Source organism: Streptomyces flavofungini (assembly GCF_014650815.1).
Lineage (GTDB): Bacteria > Actinomycetota > Actinomycetes > Streptomycetales > Streptomycetaceae > Streptomyces > Streptomyces flavofungini.
In genome coordinates this window covers 1-16242 of the sequence record NZ_BMVR01000034.1, presented here as the reverse complement: position 1 = coordinate 16242, position 16242 = coordinate 1, and the positions used below count along the sequence as shown (strand labels likewise).

The window sequence follows — 16242 nt, the reverse complement described above, 5'->3', positions numbered from 1 at the left end:
CCAACACCACCACCACAACCACCTGCAACCCCAACCCCGCCCACGGACCAAACCGGGGGTGGCCCTCCTGGTGGGTTTCGTTCCAGACGGCCACAAAGACGTTGAGGACGACCAGGGCGGTCAGCAGGGTGATGTCGGTCGCCGTAGGGCGGAAAACGGATGGCTTGCCGGACTCGTCGTCGGACTTTTCTCCGGACGTCCTGGCTGATTGCACGACAAGCCCACCCCCGTACATGTCGGCTTCGCGCTCTGTGGGTCGTCCAGAGCTTAATGCGTACTGACGCTAGGCCCTACCCACGGCCCTGACCTGCGACTTCAGTGCCCTCTTAGCGGCTTTCGCGACCCCTGGCCAACGCCTGCGGGGCGGGAGCCGTGCACCTTCCGCCCCCGGCACACCAGGTCCACGAGAGGGGGAACGCCACGGCCGGTCACTACTTTCGTCGGTAGGGATAGCAACGTTTCCCTCTGCCTGGCCCCCCGCGTCAAGCGGTTGAATAAGTCTTGTTGGCAGCCCGGCAGGAACACCACCGGCCGGGGCGCGGCGCAAGAAGCAACAAGACTGCTCACCCGAACAGATCATTTGAGGAGCGACATGCTGTGGGTCGGCATCGTCCTGGCGGTTCAGGGATTCGGTTCATTCCTGACCGAGCGTATTTGGGACACAAAATTCGGTGTCACGGCACTCCTGGGTGACGACAGCCCCTCGTGGGTGGGCCTGGCGATCGGCGTGGTCGGTCTCGTCATCCTTGCGTTCTGCGCGAGTTCACGTACCCGTAAGTCCGTACACAACTGAAATCCCCCCTCCCCCGGGTGTATTTCTCTCCCCTGCTGCCGCAGGGGCCAAGCTCCCGGTGGCCGGTTCTCCCCCGTAACTGGCCACCGGGTTTCTTCATGTATGAAACGACTTGGCGGGTCGTTCGTCGCAGAGCATGCGACGAACGACCCGCCAAGTGGCGTTTTACGACGTGAAATGCGCTTTCAGGACGGCGATGACTTCCTGGGCGTGGTCGGTCAGGTAGAAGTGGCCGCCGGGGAACACCTTCATGTCGAAGGTGCCCAGGGTGTGCGGCTCCCAGGCGCGGGCCTCGTCGAGGGTGGTGCGCGGGTCGTCGTCGCCGACCAGGACGGTGATGGGGCTGCCGATCTGCGCGCCGGGTTCGGCGCGGTAGGTCTCGATGGCGGTGTAGTCGCTGCGGATGGCGGGCAGCACCATGCGCAGCACCTCGTCGTCGCCGAGGACCCGCGGGTCGGTGCCGCTGAGCTTGCGCATCTCGGCGATGACGCCGTCGTCGTCGCGCTGGTGGACGTTCTCCGGGCGGTGGCTGGAGGGGGCGCGGCGGCCGGAGGCGAAGACGTGCACCGGGGCGCGGCCGTCCCGCTCCAGGCGGCGGGCCACCTCGAAGGCGAGCACGGCGCCCATGCTGTGGCCGAAGAAGGTCAGCGGCAGCGAGTCGTCGTGGCTCCGCAGGGCGTCCGCGGCCCGGTCGGCCAGCTCGGCGATGGACTCGATGCCCTTCTCCGTGTGGCGGTCCTGGCGGCCCGGGTACTGCACGGCGACGACGTCGGCGACGGTGCTCAGGGCGGCCGAGACGGGGAAGTAGAAGCTGGCCGAGCCGCCCGCGTGCGGGAAGCAGACCAGTCGGGCGGTGGCGTCGGGGGCCGGGTGATAGCTGCGGACCCACAGGTCGGCGGAGGCGGCGGTCGTCATGACGGGGTTCCATCCATGGTCGTCGGCGGGACTGCTGAAAAGACTGCTCGGAACGGGACTGCTGAGAGCGGGGTCGCTGAAAGGGGCAGGCAAACAGGCCGAAGGCGGGCCGTGGCCCGCCTTCGGCGCGTGCGCGGTACGCGCCGTGCGCGCCCGGACTTCATCCGACCTCAGCGCAGCGGGAAGCGGACTTCACCGGCCACGATCGGGTTCGCGTAGTTCTTGCTGGAGATCTTGATGCGGTTCAGCGCCAGGCCGGTCAGGGCCTCGAAGACGGCCCTGCGGGCGTTCATGGCGGTGGAGTAGCCCGCGTCCAGGTGCGGGGCGACCTCGACCACGTCCATGCCGATCAGGTCGGTCTCGTGGGCGATCCGGCGCAGGGCCATGAACAGTTCGCGGGTGTTGAGCCCGGCGGGCTCGGGGGTGCCGGTGCCAGGGGCGTACGCGGGGTCGAGGACGTCGATGTCCAGGGACAGATAGACGTGGTCGGCGACCGCGCGGGCCTCCTCGATGACCTTGTCGATGACCGCCGGGAAGCCGATGCGCTCGATCTCCGCCATGAAGTGCGAGCGCATCCCGGCCCGCCGCATCCAGTTGAAGAGCTGGTCGTCCGGGCCGGAGATGGTGCGGATGCCGACCTGGATGATGTTCGGCCCCGGCACCATCTCCTCGTCGATGAGACGGCGGATCGGCGTGGTGTGGGTGGCGCGGTGCCCGAACAGCTCCTCGTGGCAGTCGGGGTGCGCGTCGAAGTGGATGACGGCGATGGAGCCGCGCCCGTGCACCTCGGAGAGCGCGCCGACGCTCGGCCACAGCAGCGAGTGGTCGCCGCCGAGCACGACGGGCCGCGCCCCGACCTCGGCGATCTCGCGGACCAGGCCGCGGATGGGCTCCATGGACCGGGTGATGTCGAAGGGGTCGACGGCCGCGTCGCCGTAGTCGACGACCTTGAGGACGTTGAACGGGTTGACGCGGGTCGCGGAGTGCACGAAGCCCTCGGGCGTGGCGTACAGGTAGCGCTCGTCGGCGCGGATGGCGCGCGGGCCGTAGGCGGCGCCGCGGTGTCCGCTGGAGACGTCCACGGGGCAGCCCACCACGGCCACGTCCACGCCGCCCGCGCGCAGGTCCTCCTGGTTGAGGGCGAGGGGGACGCCCATGAAGGTGGGCACGCCCGAGTAGGACGGCTGGACGTAGTAGCGGCGCAGGTCGATGGGGCCGGGGTCGCGCCGCGGGAAGGTGGAGCGATCGACCTCCCGCCGCCAGGCCTCGGACTCGGGTGTCTCGCTCATCTCTCTCCTCGGATACGCGGGTTCGTACCCGGCGGGGCGGCGCCCGTGGGCGTGGCCCGCCGGTGCTGCGGGTGGTCGTCTCTCACCGGGGGGTGCTCACCAGGAGGCACCAGCGACCGGTCTCACCCGGGCTTGCCGCTCACGGGCAGCCGGGTACAGCCGCTGATCACCGGCGAACTGCGGCGCACCACGGGCCCGGCGACGCGCAGGTCCGGCAGCCGTTCGGCGAGGACGCGCAGCGCGGTCTCGCCCTCCATGCGGGCCAGCGGGGCGCCGATGCAGTAGTGGATGCCGCCGGAGAACGACAGGTGCTCGGCCGGGTTCTCGCGGGTGAGGTCGAAGCGGTCCGGGTCGTCGTACACCTCGGGGTCGCGGTTGGCGGCGCCGATGAGGACGACCACGGAGCTGTTGGCCCGGATGTGGTGACCCGCGAGCGCGATGTCGCCGTGCGGGACGCGCTGGGCCTGGAGGGCGGGCGAGTCGTAGCGCAGGGTCTCCTCGACGGCGCGCGGCGCCAGGTCGGGGTCCTCACGCAGCAGGTCCCACTGGGCGCGGTCGCCGGTCATCGCGAGGACGGCGTTGCCGATGAGGTTGGTGGTGGTCTCGAAGCCGGTGACGGCGAGGACCGTACAGAAGGCGAGGAGTTCCTCCGTGCTGAGCTTGCCCTCTTCGTTGGCCACGGTGAGGCGGCTGATGAGGTCGTCACCGGGGTCCTTGGCGCGCAGTTCGATCAGCTCGGTGAAGACCTGGTCGAGGTCGTCGACGGCGCCGCGGAAGTCCCGTGCCATCTTCAGGGACTTGACGCCGTCGATGACGGGCCCGACCTTGCGCCCGGCGCGGATGAACCGGTCGTGGTACTCCTCGGGGACGCCGAGGAGCTCCCCGATCACCAGGAGCGGCAGGGGCCCGGCGAAGTCCTCGATGAGGTCGAAGCCGTCGCGGGCGGACAACTCGTCGAGCAGGCCGTTGCAGAGCTTCTCCACCTGGACCCGGTACTTGCTGATCATCCGGGGACCGAAGGCGGGCTGCGCGAGACGGCGGAGGCGGGTGTGGTCGGGCGGGTCGAGGCCGAGGATGGAGCTGTTCCAGGGGATCTCGGCCATCATCTCGTGGCCGGGCACGCCGCCCTGCTCGCGGTTGAGGAACAGGGTGCGGTCCCGCAGGATCCGGCTGCCGAGCTCGTGGCTGCCGGTGACCCAGGTGCCCAGGTGGCTGCGGTGCACGGGGCCCCGCTGCCGTACCTTCGCATACAGCGGGTACGGGTCCTCCTGGCCCTGCAGCAGGCGGGTGAACGGGTCGCCGAACACGCCGAAGGCGCGCAGGATCGCACGGGTCGCGCCGAGCTTGGCGCTGAACTTGAACCCGGCCGACTTGCTGTCCATGAGCGTGGCCATCACTGCTCCTTGCGAGAGGCGGGCCTGGCGGGCCGGAGGGCCTGCTCCGGTCCCAGTGCCACCACGTCGAAGGCGCGGGTGGTGACGTCGAGGCGGTGGATGAGCCGGTCCGGGCCGGTGACGTAGACCGTGCGCACGTCCATGCCGCGCAGGGTGTCCACGACCGGGTGCCAGCGGACCGGGTGGTCGAAGGTGTCGAGAAGCAGGGTGCGCAGTTGGTCGGCGCGCGTGATCAGGGCACCGTCGTGGTCGGCGACCAGCGGCAGTTCGGGGTCGGCGACGTCGAACTCGGCGAGGACCTCCTCCTCGACGCGGGCCCGCAGTCCGGTGAGGACGCGGCAGTGCGCGGGCGGCTTCATCGAGTACAGCGAATAGCCGCCGATCGCGCTGATGCGGCGCTGGAAGGGCTCCAGGACCTGTTCGCGCATCGTGACCATGTGCATGCCCTCGTCGAGGTGGCCGGAGACCTCGTGGAACTCGCCGCGCTCGGCCAGCTCCCCGAGGACTTCGGCGAGCGCCGCCGCGGGGACCCGGGTGATGGTGAGCGTCACCAGGTCCTGGTGCTCCTCCTCGAAGAACCGCTGCTCGCACAGGGCGAGTTCATGGGTGAGGCGGACGGCCTCGGCGAACGGCAGCGCCCCGCTGAACGCGGTCGCGGCCTTCTGGCCGAAGCTGAAGCCGACGCAGACGTCCGGGGCGAGGCCCTGGGTCTCGACGGCCCGGTCGGCCAGGGCCACCGAGTTGATGAAGAAGGCGACCTGGGCGAACGCGCCGAAGTCCGTTCCCGCGGTGCGGAATTCGTCCAGGACCGAGCGCCCCAGTGCGTCGTCGGCGGCGGCGAGGCGCTTGCGCACGAAGGGGTCGATCATCATGAACTTGCCCACGTCGGTGAAGCGCGAGGGGCCCATGCCCGGAAACACCACGGCGCTGCGTGCCTGGTCGGTCGTCATCATGTCCGCTCTGTCTGGTCTGCCTGGTCTAGCTGGTGTGGCTGGTATGGCTGGTTGAGCTGCGGCCCGGCCCGGGTCCGGATGGCCGTGCGGGGCTCAGGCCGAGGTGGCGAGTTCCGCCGTGGTCCGCTCGGCCGCCCGCTGCTCGAGCGCGCGGCGGTCGGGCTTGCCGTTGCGGTTGAGGGGGAAGCTGTCGATGACGACGACCCGGTTGGGGTGCTCGTACGAGGGCAGCGCGTCCTTGATGCGGCCGCGCCACTCGGCGGCGTCCCGGCCGCTCGCGTCCTCGACGAAGAAGACGAGTTCGGAGCCGCGCGCGTCGTCCGGCAGGGCGATCACCTTGACGGCGCAGCCCGCAGCGGCGGCCCTCCGCTCGATGATCTCCGGGTAGAGGGTGTAGCCCATGCGGTGCACGGCGAGTTTGCGGCCCGCGACGAAGAGGTTGCCGTCGGCGTCGACGTGACCGAGGTCGCCGGTGCGGTACCAGCCCTGGTCGACGGGGGCGACGGTGCCGTCCTCGGCGAGGTAACCGGCCATCATGTCGGGGGTGTTGACGACGAGCTCGCCCATCTCCCCGGCGGCGAGCGCGTTGCCGTCGTCGTCCTGCACCGTCAGGCGCAGGCCGTTCATGACACGGCCGCAGGCGACCGGGTTGTCGATGGTGGCGAAGGCGATGTTGCCGAGCTCGGTGCTGCCGTAGCTGTCGAGCAGCGGCTGCCCGAAGGCGTCGACGTAGGCGTCGGAGAGGGCCGGGTCGAGGGGGGCCGCGCCGCTGCAGAACATGCGGACGCCTCCCAGGGCGGCGCGCACGTCGGACTGGCGCTGGGCGAGGTTGAGCATGCTGCGGTACGTGGCCGGGGTGGCGTCGATGACGGTGACGCCGCACTGCCCGGCCATGAGCAGGGCCCGGTCGAGGCGCCGGTGGGGCGCGACGACGAGGGAGCACTTGGCGAGCCAGGAGATGAGGACCATCGACAGGCCGTACTGGTGCGCGAAGGGCAGCAGCGGAAGCAGCACGTCGCCGGGGCCGTGGCCCATGTGGTCGGCGTTGCGCCGCAGGTTCTCCAGGAAGCGGCCGCCGTTCTTCACGACGCCCTTGGGGGTGCCGGTGGAGCCGGAGGACCACATGATCAGGCCGTCGGGCAGGGCGCACCAGGCGTCGAAGTCCAGGGCCGGCTCGGTGGGGACCAGGCCGGACGCCTCGACGAGCAGCTTGTACAGGTAGACGGCGTCGCGCGTCTCCGCGGGTACGGGGGCGTCGTCGTCGTACAGGCACAGCCGGGCGCGGGTGCGCTCGACGATGCGGCCGGTCTCGCGCGCGTGCTCCTGCTGGTCGACGAGGACGATGGAGGCGCCGACGTGCATCAGCGCGAAGAACGCGTTCAGCCAGGCGGCCGAGTTCCCGGCCTTGAGCAGCACCCGGTCTCCCGGCCGGATGCCCTCCGCGCGCAGGACCATCGCGACCCGCAAGGTGTCCTGCTCGAATTCGGCGAAGGTCCGCGCCGAATCCCCGGTGAATATGTGAGGTGTCATCAAAGCCGCCCCCTTTCCCAGATCTGAGAATCATCGGGCTCGATAGGCACGATGGGCTCGATAGGCACGATAAGGTCGAGCATTCATTGCGCCCCGGTCGACTCCGCGCGGAGTCAAGTCTCCGAGGACCTACGGTAGAAGCTATTCAGCGTGCCTGAGCAGCAGAACCCCTATCTTCCCCCTAGCCCCCCCTGAGCAGCCAACTTGCCGGTTGCAGGGGCAAGCTGACGGGACGTGCCAGGCGCTACCTTCGACGGTGATTACGCCATGTACCGCATAAGCCGCGGAGGTCCCGGTGGGAGTTCGGACAGAGACCGGTCAAGTACCGGAACAGGAACACGAACAGGATATTAAAGACCAGCAGACGTCGTCGGAACCCGAGACGGAAAATACGGGGCGGCAGGACGGCGCGGAGGTGGGCACCGGCACGCCGCCGCCGTTCGCCGGACGCTGGGTGGGCGCGGTCGCGGGCGCGTCCGGTCTCGCGCTGCTCCTGGTCAGCACGCGGTACGGCTTCCAGGGCGACGAGCTGTACTTCCTCGGCGCCGGGAAGCACCTGGACTGGGGGTTCGCGGACCAGCCGGTGCTGCTGCCGCTGCTCGCCCACGGCATCGACGCGGTGACCGGCGGCTCGCTGTTCGCGCTGCGGCTGCTGCCGGTGCTGCTCACGGTGGCGGGCGCCCTCGTCGCCGCCCTCATCGCCCGCGAGTTCGGCGGGGAGCGCCGTGCGCAGCTGCTCACGACGGCCGCCTACGGCTTCGCGCCCGCCGTCCTGATCAGCGGGCACGCGCTGTCGACGATGGCGCTCGACCTGTTCCTGTGGACGGCTCTGAACTGGCTCCTGATCCGCTGGGTGCGCACCCGCGAGGACCGGCTGCTGCTGTTCGCGGGGCTTGCGACGGCCCTGGCGCTGCAGGGCAAGTATCTGATCGTCGGCTTCTGGGCCGTGCTCGCCGTGTGCCTGTTCGTGGTCGGACCGCGCGAGCTGCTGCGCCGCAAGCCGCTGTGGCTGGGTGCGGCGGTCGCGGCCGTCACGTCGGTGCCGGGGCTGATCTGGCAGGCGCAGAACGACTGGCCGCAGATGGAGATGTCCCAGGTCCTCGCCGACGAGGGCATACTCGGCGGCCGCGCGGGCTTCCTGCCGTACCTGATCGTCCTGTCCGGCGGCGTGTTCACCGTCGTCCTGGTCTACGGCCTGGTCCGCCTCCTGCGGGCGCCGCAGTTCGCGCCGTACCGCTTCCTGGGCTGGGCGTTCCTCGGTCTGACGGCCGTGTTCCTGGTCACCGGCGGCCGTCCCGCGTACGTCGTGGGCGCCTTCGCGCCGCTGTGGGCGGCGGGCGCGGTGGAGCTGGCGCGCGGTGGCGGGGCCCGCTGGTGGCGGTGGCTGGCCGCGTGGCCGGTGGTGGCCCTGACGGCGCTGGTGTGCGTGGCGCTCTCGCTGCCGGTGTATCCGGTGTCGCAGGTGACGAAGACCGAGCAGCCGAAGAACAACCCGATGACCGCCGAGACGCTGCGCTGGCCGCACCTCATCGACGCGGTCGACAAGGCCAACAAGGCACTGCCCGCCGCCGAGCGGGAGCGGGCCGTGGTGGTCACGCAGTACTACCAGGAGGCGGGCGCCGTCGATCACTTCGGCCCCGACCGCGACCTGCCGCCCGCCTACAGCGGCCACCGCGGCTACTGGTACTTCGGCGCGCCGGCCGACTCCTCGGGCCCGGTCCTGTACGTGGGCTCCGACGTCGCCAAGCTCAAGCCGTACTTCAAGAAGGTGCGCAAGGCCGCGACGGCCGCGGGCGGCCCCGGCGAGAGCTTCGTCGACGGCGTCCCGGTGTGGATTCTGGAGGGCCGCACCAAGCCCTGGTCCAAGATCTGGCCGGACTACGGCCACTTGTCCTGAGACCTCGCCGAGCGAAGGCCCGCCCCCGCGGAGGAAGCCGGGGGCGGGCCTTCTTCGTGCGGGTGGCACGTACGCCTTGACGGGTGGCGCGTACGCCTTGACGGGTGCACGCCGACTCGTACGCCTTCTCGTACGCCTTGGCGGGGGTACGCCGACGGCCCCGCCCCCGCGCTGTGCGGGGACGGGGCCGTGGTGCCGCTGGGTCAGAGGCGGTCCAGCCACGCCTCGACGGCGCGGGCCGTGGTGGCGGAGTGCTCCTCCATCACCGTGAAGTGCGTGCCGGGCACGTCCACCGCGGTGTGCTCCAGCTTCCAGGACGGCCGCCAGTCGTACTCCTGAGTCCACTCCATGAGGGGCTCGCTCGCCCGGACCAGGAGCGTCGGCGCCTGGATGGCGTCGGGCAGCAGGCCGAGGAACATGTAGCGGGCCATGGCGGTGACCCAGGCGTCGCCCCAGTCGTCACCGTCGGCGTCCACCGCCGCGCCCTCGGCGTCCGGTGCGGAGTCGTAGCGGTCGCTGAGCTGCTTGCCCATGGCGGCGGCCATGTCGCCGAGCGCCTTCTCCTCGACGTACGTGTCCACGAGGACCACGCCCGCAGGACCGGCGCCGCGCTCCTCCAGCTCCCGTGCCACGGCGTGCGCGACGAGCCCGCCGGAGGAGTGCCCGGCGAGGACGTACGGCTTGCCGCCGGTGTGCCGCTGCACGGTGTCGGCGTGCAGCCGCACCAGTGCCTCCTTGTCGGCGGGCAGCAACTCGCCCTCCAGGAAGCCGGGGTGGGTGATGACGCTGACGTCGCGCCGGTCACGGAAGTACGCGCCGAAGCGGGCGTAGTCGTAGGCGCTGGAGCGGCCGACGTACGACGTGAACAGCACCACGCCGACCGGCTCCTCGCCGCGCGCCAGCGTGAACGGGGCGCGCGGCACGTCGAGTTCGCCCTCGCCCGTGAACGAGGCGCGGAACTGCGCCATGGTCCGCAGGAGCGGGATCAGGTCGTCGGCCCGGCCCTGCCGCGCGGCCTCGTCGTACAGCTCGGCGAGACCGGTCGCGGGCCTGGGCGCGGCGACGGGCCGCGGGACGGCCTCGGCCCGGTGCGCGTCGGCGGTGGCCGTCGATGCCGCGGCGGGCTGCCGGGCGGCGGGGGCCGTCCGGGTGTGCTGCGGCTGTCCGGCGGTCCGCTCGCGCGGGGTCGCCGGGTCCTGGCCCGCGGGCACGGCCTGGTCCAGGTCGGCGGCGAGGCGGTCGGCGAGGGCCCTCGGCGTGCGGTTCTGGAAGACCAGGGTGGCCGGGAGCCGCAGGCCGGTGGCGGTCATGAGGCGGTTGCGCAGTTCGACGCCGGTGAGGGAGTCGAAGCCCAGCTCCAGGAAGCCGCGTTCGTCCTCGACCCGGTCGGCGGAGGCGTGGCCGAGTACGGCCGCCGCCTGGTCGCGCACCAGGGCGATGAGGAGGTTCGCGCGCTCGTCGGCGGACGCGGCGGCCAGGCGGCGCGCGAAAGCCTCCGCCTCCGACGCCGCGGCCCCGGCGGCGGCCCGGCGGGCCTGGGCCCGCACCAGGCGCCGCAGCAGCGGCGGCACGGCCTCACCCTGGCGCGCGCCCGCCCGCAGGGCCGCCGTGTCGAGGCGTACGGGAAGGAGCAGCGGGGCGCCGGACGAGCGGGCGGTGTCGAAGAGTTCGACGCCCTCCCGCGAGGACAGCGGCAGCACACCGCCGCGTGAGATGCGGGTGCGGCGCGCCTCGTCGAGGTGGCCGGTCATCTCGCTGCTCTCGGCCCACAGGCCCCAGGCGAGCGCCGTGGCGGGTATGCCCCGGGCGCGCAGATGGTGTGCGAAGGCGTCGAGGAAGGCGTTGGCCGCCGCGTAGTTGCCCTGTCCGGGGCTGCCGAAGGTGGCGGCGGCCGAGGAGAACAGGACGAACTCCGCAAGGTCCTGATTGGCCGTCAGCTCGGCGAGGTTCAGTGCCGCGTCCAGCTTGGGGCGGAGCACCGTGTCCAGGCGCGCGGGCGTCAGGGACCCCACGAGGGCGTCGTCCAGGACTCCGGCGGTGTGCACGACGGCGGTCAGCGGGTGCGCCGCCGGGATCGCGGCGAGCACCCCGGCCAGCGCCTCGCGGTCCGCGACGTCGCAGGCGACCACGCGGGCCTCGGCGCCGAGCCCTTCGAGCTCGGCGACCAGCTCGGCGGCGCCCGGCGCGTCGGGGCCCCGGCGGCCGGTCAGGAGCAGTCGGCGGGCGCCGTGCTCGGTGACCAGGTGCCGGGCGACGAGGGCGCCCAGGGTGCCGGTGGCGCCGGTGATGAGGACGGTGCCGTGGGGGTCGGGGGTGCGGGGCGCGGTGGGCGCCGTGCCCTCGGGGGCGCCGGCCTCGGTGGTGTCGGCGCCGCCGTCGACGGCCGGTGTCGTCGCCGGAGCCGTGGCGGGCACGAGCCGGGGTGCGAGCAGCACTCCCTCGCGCACCGCCAACTGCGGCTCGTCCAGGGCGAGTCCGGCGATGAGAAGGGCGGCGGCGGACTGGTCGGCCGGGCGGGCGGGCGTGCCCTCGGCGTCCGCGTCGCCCTCGGCGGCCGGGCTGCCCGCGCCGTCGACGCCGTACGCCGCGTCCAGGTCGAACAGCACGCACCCGGCCCCGTCCGGGCCACCGGCCTGCTCGGACTGGGCCGAGCGTGCCAGGCCCCACAGCGGGGCGTGCGCCAGGTCCGGCACGTCGCCGCCGTCGGCGGCCACCGCGCCCCGCGTCACCAGGACGAGCCGGGTGGCGGACAGGCGCGCGTCGGCCTGCCAGGTCTGGAGCAGGGCGAGGGCCCGGCCCAGGGCGGCGCGGGCACGCTCGGCGGTGGCCACGGCGTCCAGGGAGTCCGCCGTCCCGTCCGGCCCCTCGGCGCCCGGCCCGTCCGTGAAGGAGACGAGCAGCGTGTCCGGTGCGTCCGCGCCGTCGTCGAGGGCCGCGTACAGCGCGTCGATGTCCTCGTACGCCGCCATCTGCGCGCCGGACGCCGTGAGTTCGGCGCCCGCCGTCAGCGGGTCGGGACCGACCGTCGCCCACGTCGTGCCCGCCACGTCGGCCGGCGTGGCCGCGGGCAGCGGCGTCCACTCGACGTGGAACAGGGCGTCCCGGTGTCCGCCACCAGAGGCCGCGCGCAGTTGCCCGGGGGCGACGGGGCGCAGTTCGAGGGAGTCGGCGCGGGCGACCGGCGCGCCGTTGTCGTCGGCGAACAGGAGCGCCACTCCCCCGGTGCCGTCGGGGCGTACCCGGACCCGCAGGACGGTGGCGCCCTGCGCGGCCAGCGTGACGCCGCTCCAGGCGAAGGGCAGCCGCACCCCGTCGGCCTCCGCGAAGGGCGCGAGGGCGACGGCGTGCAGGGCGGCGTCGAGGAGCGCCGGGTGCACGCCGAACGCGCGGGCGTCGCGGTGCGCGTCCTCGGGGAGGTGGACCTCGGCGTAGACGGCATCGCCCGCCGGGTCCCGCCAGGCGGCGCGCAGCCCTTGGAACGCCGGGCCGTAGGCGAGCCCGCCCTCGGCGAGGCGCTCGTAGAACCCGTCGACGGCGACCGCCTCGGCGCCCGCGGGCGGCCACACGGCCAGCGCCCCGTCCTCCTGGGCGGGCGCGCCGGACGTGTCGGCGAGGGTGCCGGTGGCGTGCCGCGTCCACGGGGTGTCGGTGGCGCCCTGGGTCCGCGAGGACACGGTGAGCGGGCGCCGCCCCGCGGTGTCGGGGGCGCCGACCCACACCTGGAGCGTGACGGTGTCGTCCTCGGCGACGACGAGCGGCGCCTGCAGGGTCAGCTCCTCGACGAGGCCGCAGCCGACCTCGTCCCCGGCGCGCAGTGCCATCTCGACGTACGCGGTGCCGGGCAGCAGCACGGTGTCGCCCACCGCGTGGTCCGCGAGCCAGGGGTGGGTGCGGCGGGTGAGCCGTCCGGTGAGCAGGTACTGATCGGCGTCGGCGAGTTCCACGCTGGCGCCGAGCAGGGGGTGTCCGGCGGACTCGATGCCGACGGCGGTGACGTCGCCGGTGCCCGCCGCGGCGGGCGCGGGCCAGAAGCGCTGCCGCTGGAAGGCGTACGTGGGCAGGTCGACGACGGCGCGCTCGCCGGGCAGGAGGGCCCGCCAGTCGAGTTCGGCGCCGTGGACGTGTGCCGCGGCGAGGGCGGCGTACAGCTGGTCGGGGCCGCCCTCGTCGCGGCGCAGGGAGCCCAGCGCGACCGCGCCGGTGGGCGCGGTGGCGTCGATGGTCTCCTGCACCGGGACGGTGAGGACCGGGTGCGGGCTCATCTCCAGGAACAGCCCGTGGCCCTCGGTGAGGAGGGCGCGGGTGGCCTGCTCGAAGAGGACGGTGTGGCGCAGGTTGCGGTACCAGTACCCGGCGTCCATCGGGGTGTCGGCGTCCAGCCAGGCGCCGGTGAGGGTCGAGTACAGCGGGGTCCGGGCGGCGCTCGGCGCCACCTCGGCCAGCGCCTCGTCGATGCGGGCCTCGATCTGCTCGACGTACGAGGAGTGGGAGGCGTAGTCGACGGGGATGGCGCGGGCGCGGAGTTCCCGTGCGGCGCACTCGGCGATCAGCTCTTCGAGGGCTTCGGGGTCGCCGGAGACCACGACTTGGGAGGGGCCGTTGACGGCGGCGATCTCGATGCGGCCGTCCCAGGCCTCCAGGAGCGTCCGGGTCTCGTCCTGCGGCAGGACGAGGGAGACCATGCCACCCTTGCCGGACAGCTCGCGGATGGCCTGGCTGCGCAGGGCCACGACGCGGGCGGCGTCGCGCAGGCCGAGGACGCCCGCGACGCACGCGGCGGCGATCTCGCCCTGGCTGTGCCCGACGACGGCTGCGGGCTCGACTCCGGCGGCCTGCCAGGTGGCGGCCAGCGACACCATCACGGCGAACAGCACCGGCTGGACGACATCCACCCGGTCGAACCGCTCACCGCTCAGTTCGTCGAACAGGTTCCAGTCGACGAACTCGGAAAGCGCGTCACCGCACTCCCGCATGCGCTCGGCGAACACCGGGCTGGAGTCGAGGAGTTCACGCGCCATCCCGGCCCACTGCGACCCCTGCCCCGGGAACACGAACACCGGACGGACCGTGCCGCCCAGCGTGCGACCCACAACCACGTTCCGCGCGGCGGTGTCGCCCTGGGCCAGCTCCGCGAGCCCGGCCAGCAGTTCGTCCCGGTCCGCGCCGACGACGACGCCCCGGTGCTCGAACCGCTGCCGCGCCACCGCCAACGACCAGGCGACGTCGCCGAGTTCGAGGTCGGGGTGCGCCAGGAGGTGCTCCCGCAGGCGGGCGGCCTGGCCCGGGAGCGACTCCGGGGTCTTGGCGGACAGGGCGAGGGGGATGACGGGGGGCCCGGAGAGGGCCGGGGCGGCGGTGGATCCGGCGGTCGCCGTGGACCCGGCGGCTTCCGCGGCCTCCTCGGGAGCCTGCTCCAGGATCACGTGCGCGTTCGTCCCGCTGATGCCGAACGACGACACGCCCGCGCGGCGCGGCGCCCCGTCCTCCCGTCCGGGCCAGTCACGGGCCTCGGTCAGGAGCTCGACGCCCGCGCCGGACCAGTCGACCTCGGGGGTCGGGGCGTCCACGTACAGCGTCTTCGGCAGGGTGCCGTGGCGCATCGCCATGACCGTCTTGATGACGCCGCCGACACCGGCGGCGGCCTGGGTGTGGGCGATGTTGGACTTCAGCGAGCCGAGCCACAGCGGCCGGTCGTCGGTGTGGTCCTTTCCGTACGTGGCGATGAGGGCCTGGGCCTCGATGGGGTCGCCGAGCGTGGTGCCGGTGCCGTGGGCCTCGACCGCGTCGACGTCGGCGGGGGTGAGGCGGGCGTTGGCGAGGGCCTGGCGGATGACGCGCTGCTGGGACGGCCCGTTGGGGGCGGTCAGGCCGTTGCTGGCGCCGTCCTGGTTGATCGCCGAGCCGCGGACCACCGCGAGGACCTGGTGGCCGTTGCGCTGGGCGTCGGACAGGCGCTCCAGGACGAGCATGCCCACGCCCTCGCCCCAGCCGGTGCCGTCCGCGGCCGCGGCGAAGGACTTGCAGCGGCCGTCGGGGGCCAGGCCGCGCTGGCGGCTGAACTCCGCGAAGGAGGTGGGCGTCGGCATGACCGCCGCGCCGCCCGCGAGCGCCATCGCGCACTCGCCCTGGCGCAGCGCCTGCACGGCGAGGTGCAGGGCGACCAGGGACGACGAGCAGGCCGTGTCGACCGTGACGGCCGGGCCCTCGAAGCCGAAGGAGTACGAGAGGCGGCCGGAGGCGACGCTGGCCGCGTCGCCGGTCATGACGTAGCCCTCGACGCCCTCGGCGCCGTTGAGGGTGGTGGAGTAGCCCTGCGTCGACAGGCCGACGAAGACGCCGGTGTCGCTGGCGCGCACGGTCGACGGGACGATGCCCGCGCGTTCGACGGCCTCCCAGGAGGTCTCCAGGAGGAGCCGCTGCTGCGGGTCCATGGCCAGGGCCTCACGGTGGTTGATGCCGAAGAAGTCCGGGTCGAACTCGTCGGCTTCGTGCAGGAAGGCGCCGGTCGTGACGTACGTCAGGCCGTCGTCGCCGTCCGCGCCCGGGCCGTCGAGGCCCGCGGGGGCGGTGACGTCCCAGCCCCGGTTGACGGGGAACCCGGTCAGTCCGTCCGCACCGGCGGCCACCATGCGCCACAGGTCCTCGGGCGAGCGGACGCCGCCGGGGTAGCGGCAGCTCATCGCGACGATGGCGATGGGCTCGTCGGCCGCGTCCCGCGGGGTGTCCTTCCGGCCCTTGGTGGCGCTCGGGGCGGCGGTCTCGGGGAGCGAGCCGAGGAGTTCCGTGCGCAGGTGGGCGGCGAGGGCGACGGGCGTGGGGTAGTCGAAGACGAGGCTCGCGGGCAGCCGCAGGGCGGTGGCGCCGTTGAGCCGGTTGCGGAGTTCGACGGAGGTCAGCGAGTCGAAGCCGAGTTCCTTGAACGCCTTGGCGGCGTCGACGGATTCGGGCGACGGGTAGCCGAGGACGGCGGCCACGTTGGCCCGTACGAGGTCGACGAGGAACTGTTCGCGGTCCGCCGCGTCGAGTCCGGCGAGGCGGTCGGCCAGGGGTTCCTGGCCGTTGGCCGCCGCGCCGCCCGCCTGCGCGGTGACGGCCTTGCGGACCTGGGCGCGGATGAGGCTCCGGAACAGCGGGGGCACGTCGGCGCCGAACTGCTGCCTCAGGATGTCGGTGTCGAGCTTCATCGGGACGAGGGCGCCGTCGGGCTCCGCGAGGGAGGCGTCGAGGAGCGCGAGGCCCTCGTCGGCGGACAGGGCGGCGACTCCGGCCCGGTTCATCCGGTCGATGTCCTCGTCCGCCAACGCCCCGGCCATGCCACCCTGGTCCGCCCACAGCCCCCACGCGAGCGACGTCGCAGGAAGACCCTGGGCACGACGGTGCTGAGCCAGCGCGTCCAAGAAGGCATTAGCGGCCGCGTAGTTGGCCTGCCCCGCACTGCCCAGCACACCAGCAGCCGACGAGAACAGCACGA

At 72.9% G+C, this 16242-nt stretch carries 9 protein-coding genes; 2 read left to right on the top strand and 7 right to left on the bottom strand.

Translation table 11 applies throughout. The features are described 5' to 3' along the window. Positions 1-214, bottom strand: a 214-nt coding sequence (locus tag IE274_RS39945; RefSeq protein ID WP_229910114.1) for a hypothetical protein, incomplete at its 3' end; no start/stop codon positions are given. Positions 215-592: 378 nt separating this feature from the next. On the opposite strand from IE274_RS39945, the gene IE274_RS38640 reads away from it, so the two are divergent. After that, positions 593-793 (top strand): hypothetical protein, encoded by a 201-nt coding sequence (locus tag IE274_RS38640; RefSeq protein WP_190120631.1) that lies wholly within the window; start codon positions 593-595, stop codon positions 791-793. 165 nt (positions 794-958) lie between these two features. Here the strand turns inward: IE274_RS38640 and IE274_RS38635 are convergent, their stop codons facing one another. From IE274_RS38635 to IE274_RS38615, 5 genes are all read right to left on the bottom strand, one after another. Further along, positions 959-1708, bottom strand: a complete 750-nt coding sequence (locus IE274_RS38635) for a thioesterase II family protein (protein WP_190120630.1) — start codon at positions 1706-1708, stop codon at positions 959-961. Positions 1709-1878: 170 nt separating this feature from the next. Continuing rightward, positions 1879-2997: an agmatinase family protein gene (locus IE274_RS38630; protein WP_190120629.1), complete on the bottom strand. Its 1119-nt coding sequence runs from the start codon at positions 2995-2997 to the stop codon at positions 1879-1881. Positions 2998-3119: 122 nt separating this feature from the next. After that, positions 3120-4391, bottom strand: a complete 1272-nt coding sequence (locus tag IE274_RS38625) for a cytochrome P450 (protein WP_190120628.1) — start codon at positions 4389-4391, stop codon at positions 3120-3122. Next, entirely contained in the window at positions 4391-5344 is a 954-nt protein-coding gene (locus tag IE274_RS38620) for an ACP S-malonyltransferase (RefSeq protein ID WP_190120627.1), read from the bottom strand. The genes IE274_RS38625 and IE274_RS38620 overlap by 1 nt, the downstream gene beginning before the upstream one ends. Positions 5345-5437: 93 nt before the next feature. Beyond that, positions 5438-6874, bottom strand: a complete 1437-nt coding sequence (locus IE274_RS38615; protein WP_190120626.1) for a class I adenylate-forming enzyme family protein — start codon at positions 6872-6874, stop codon at positions 5438-5440. Positions 6875-7169: 295 nt separating this feature from the next. On the opposite strand from IE274_RS38615, the gene IE274_RS38610 reads away from it, so the two are divergent. After that, positions 7170-8771, top strand: a complete 1602-nt coding sequence (locus IE274_RS38610) for an ArnT family glycosyltransferase (protein ID WP_198898077.1) — start codon at positions 7170-7172, stop codon at positions 8769-8771. Positions 8772-8974: 203 nt separating this feature from the next. Here the strand turns inward: IE274_RS38610 and IE274_RS38605 are convergent. Then, positions 8975-16242, bottom strand: a 7268-nt coding sequence (locus IE274_RS38605) for a type I polyketide synthase (RefSeq protein WP_190120625.1), incomplete at its 5' end; no start/stop codon positions are given.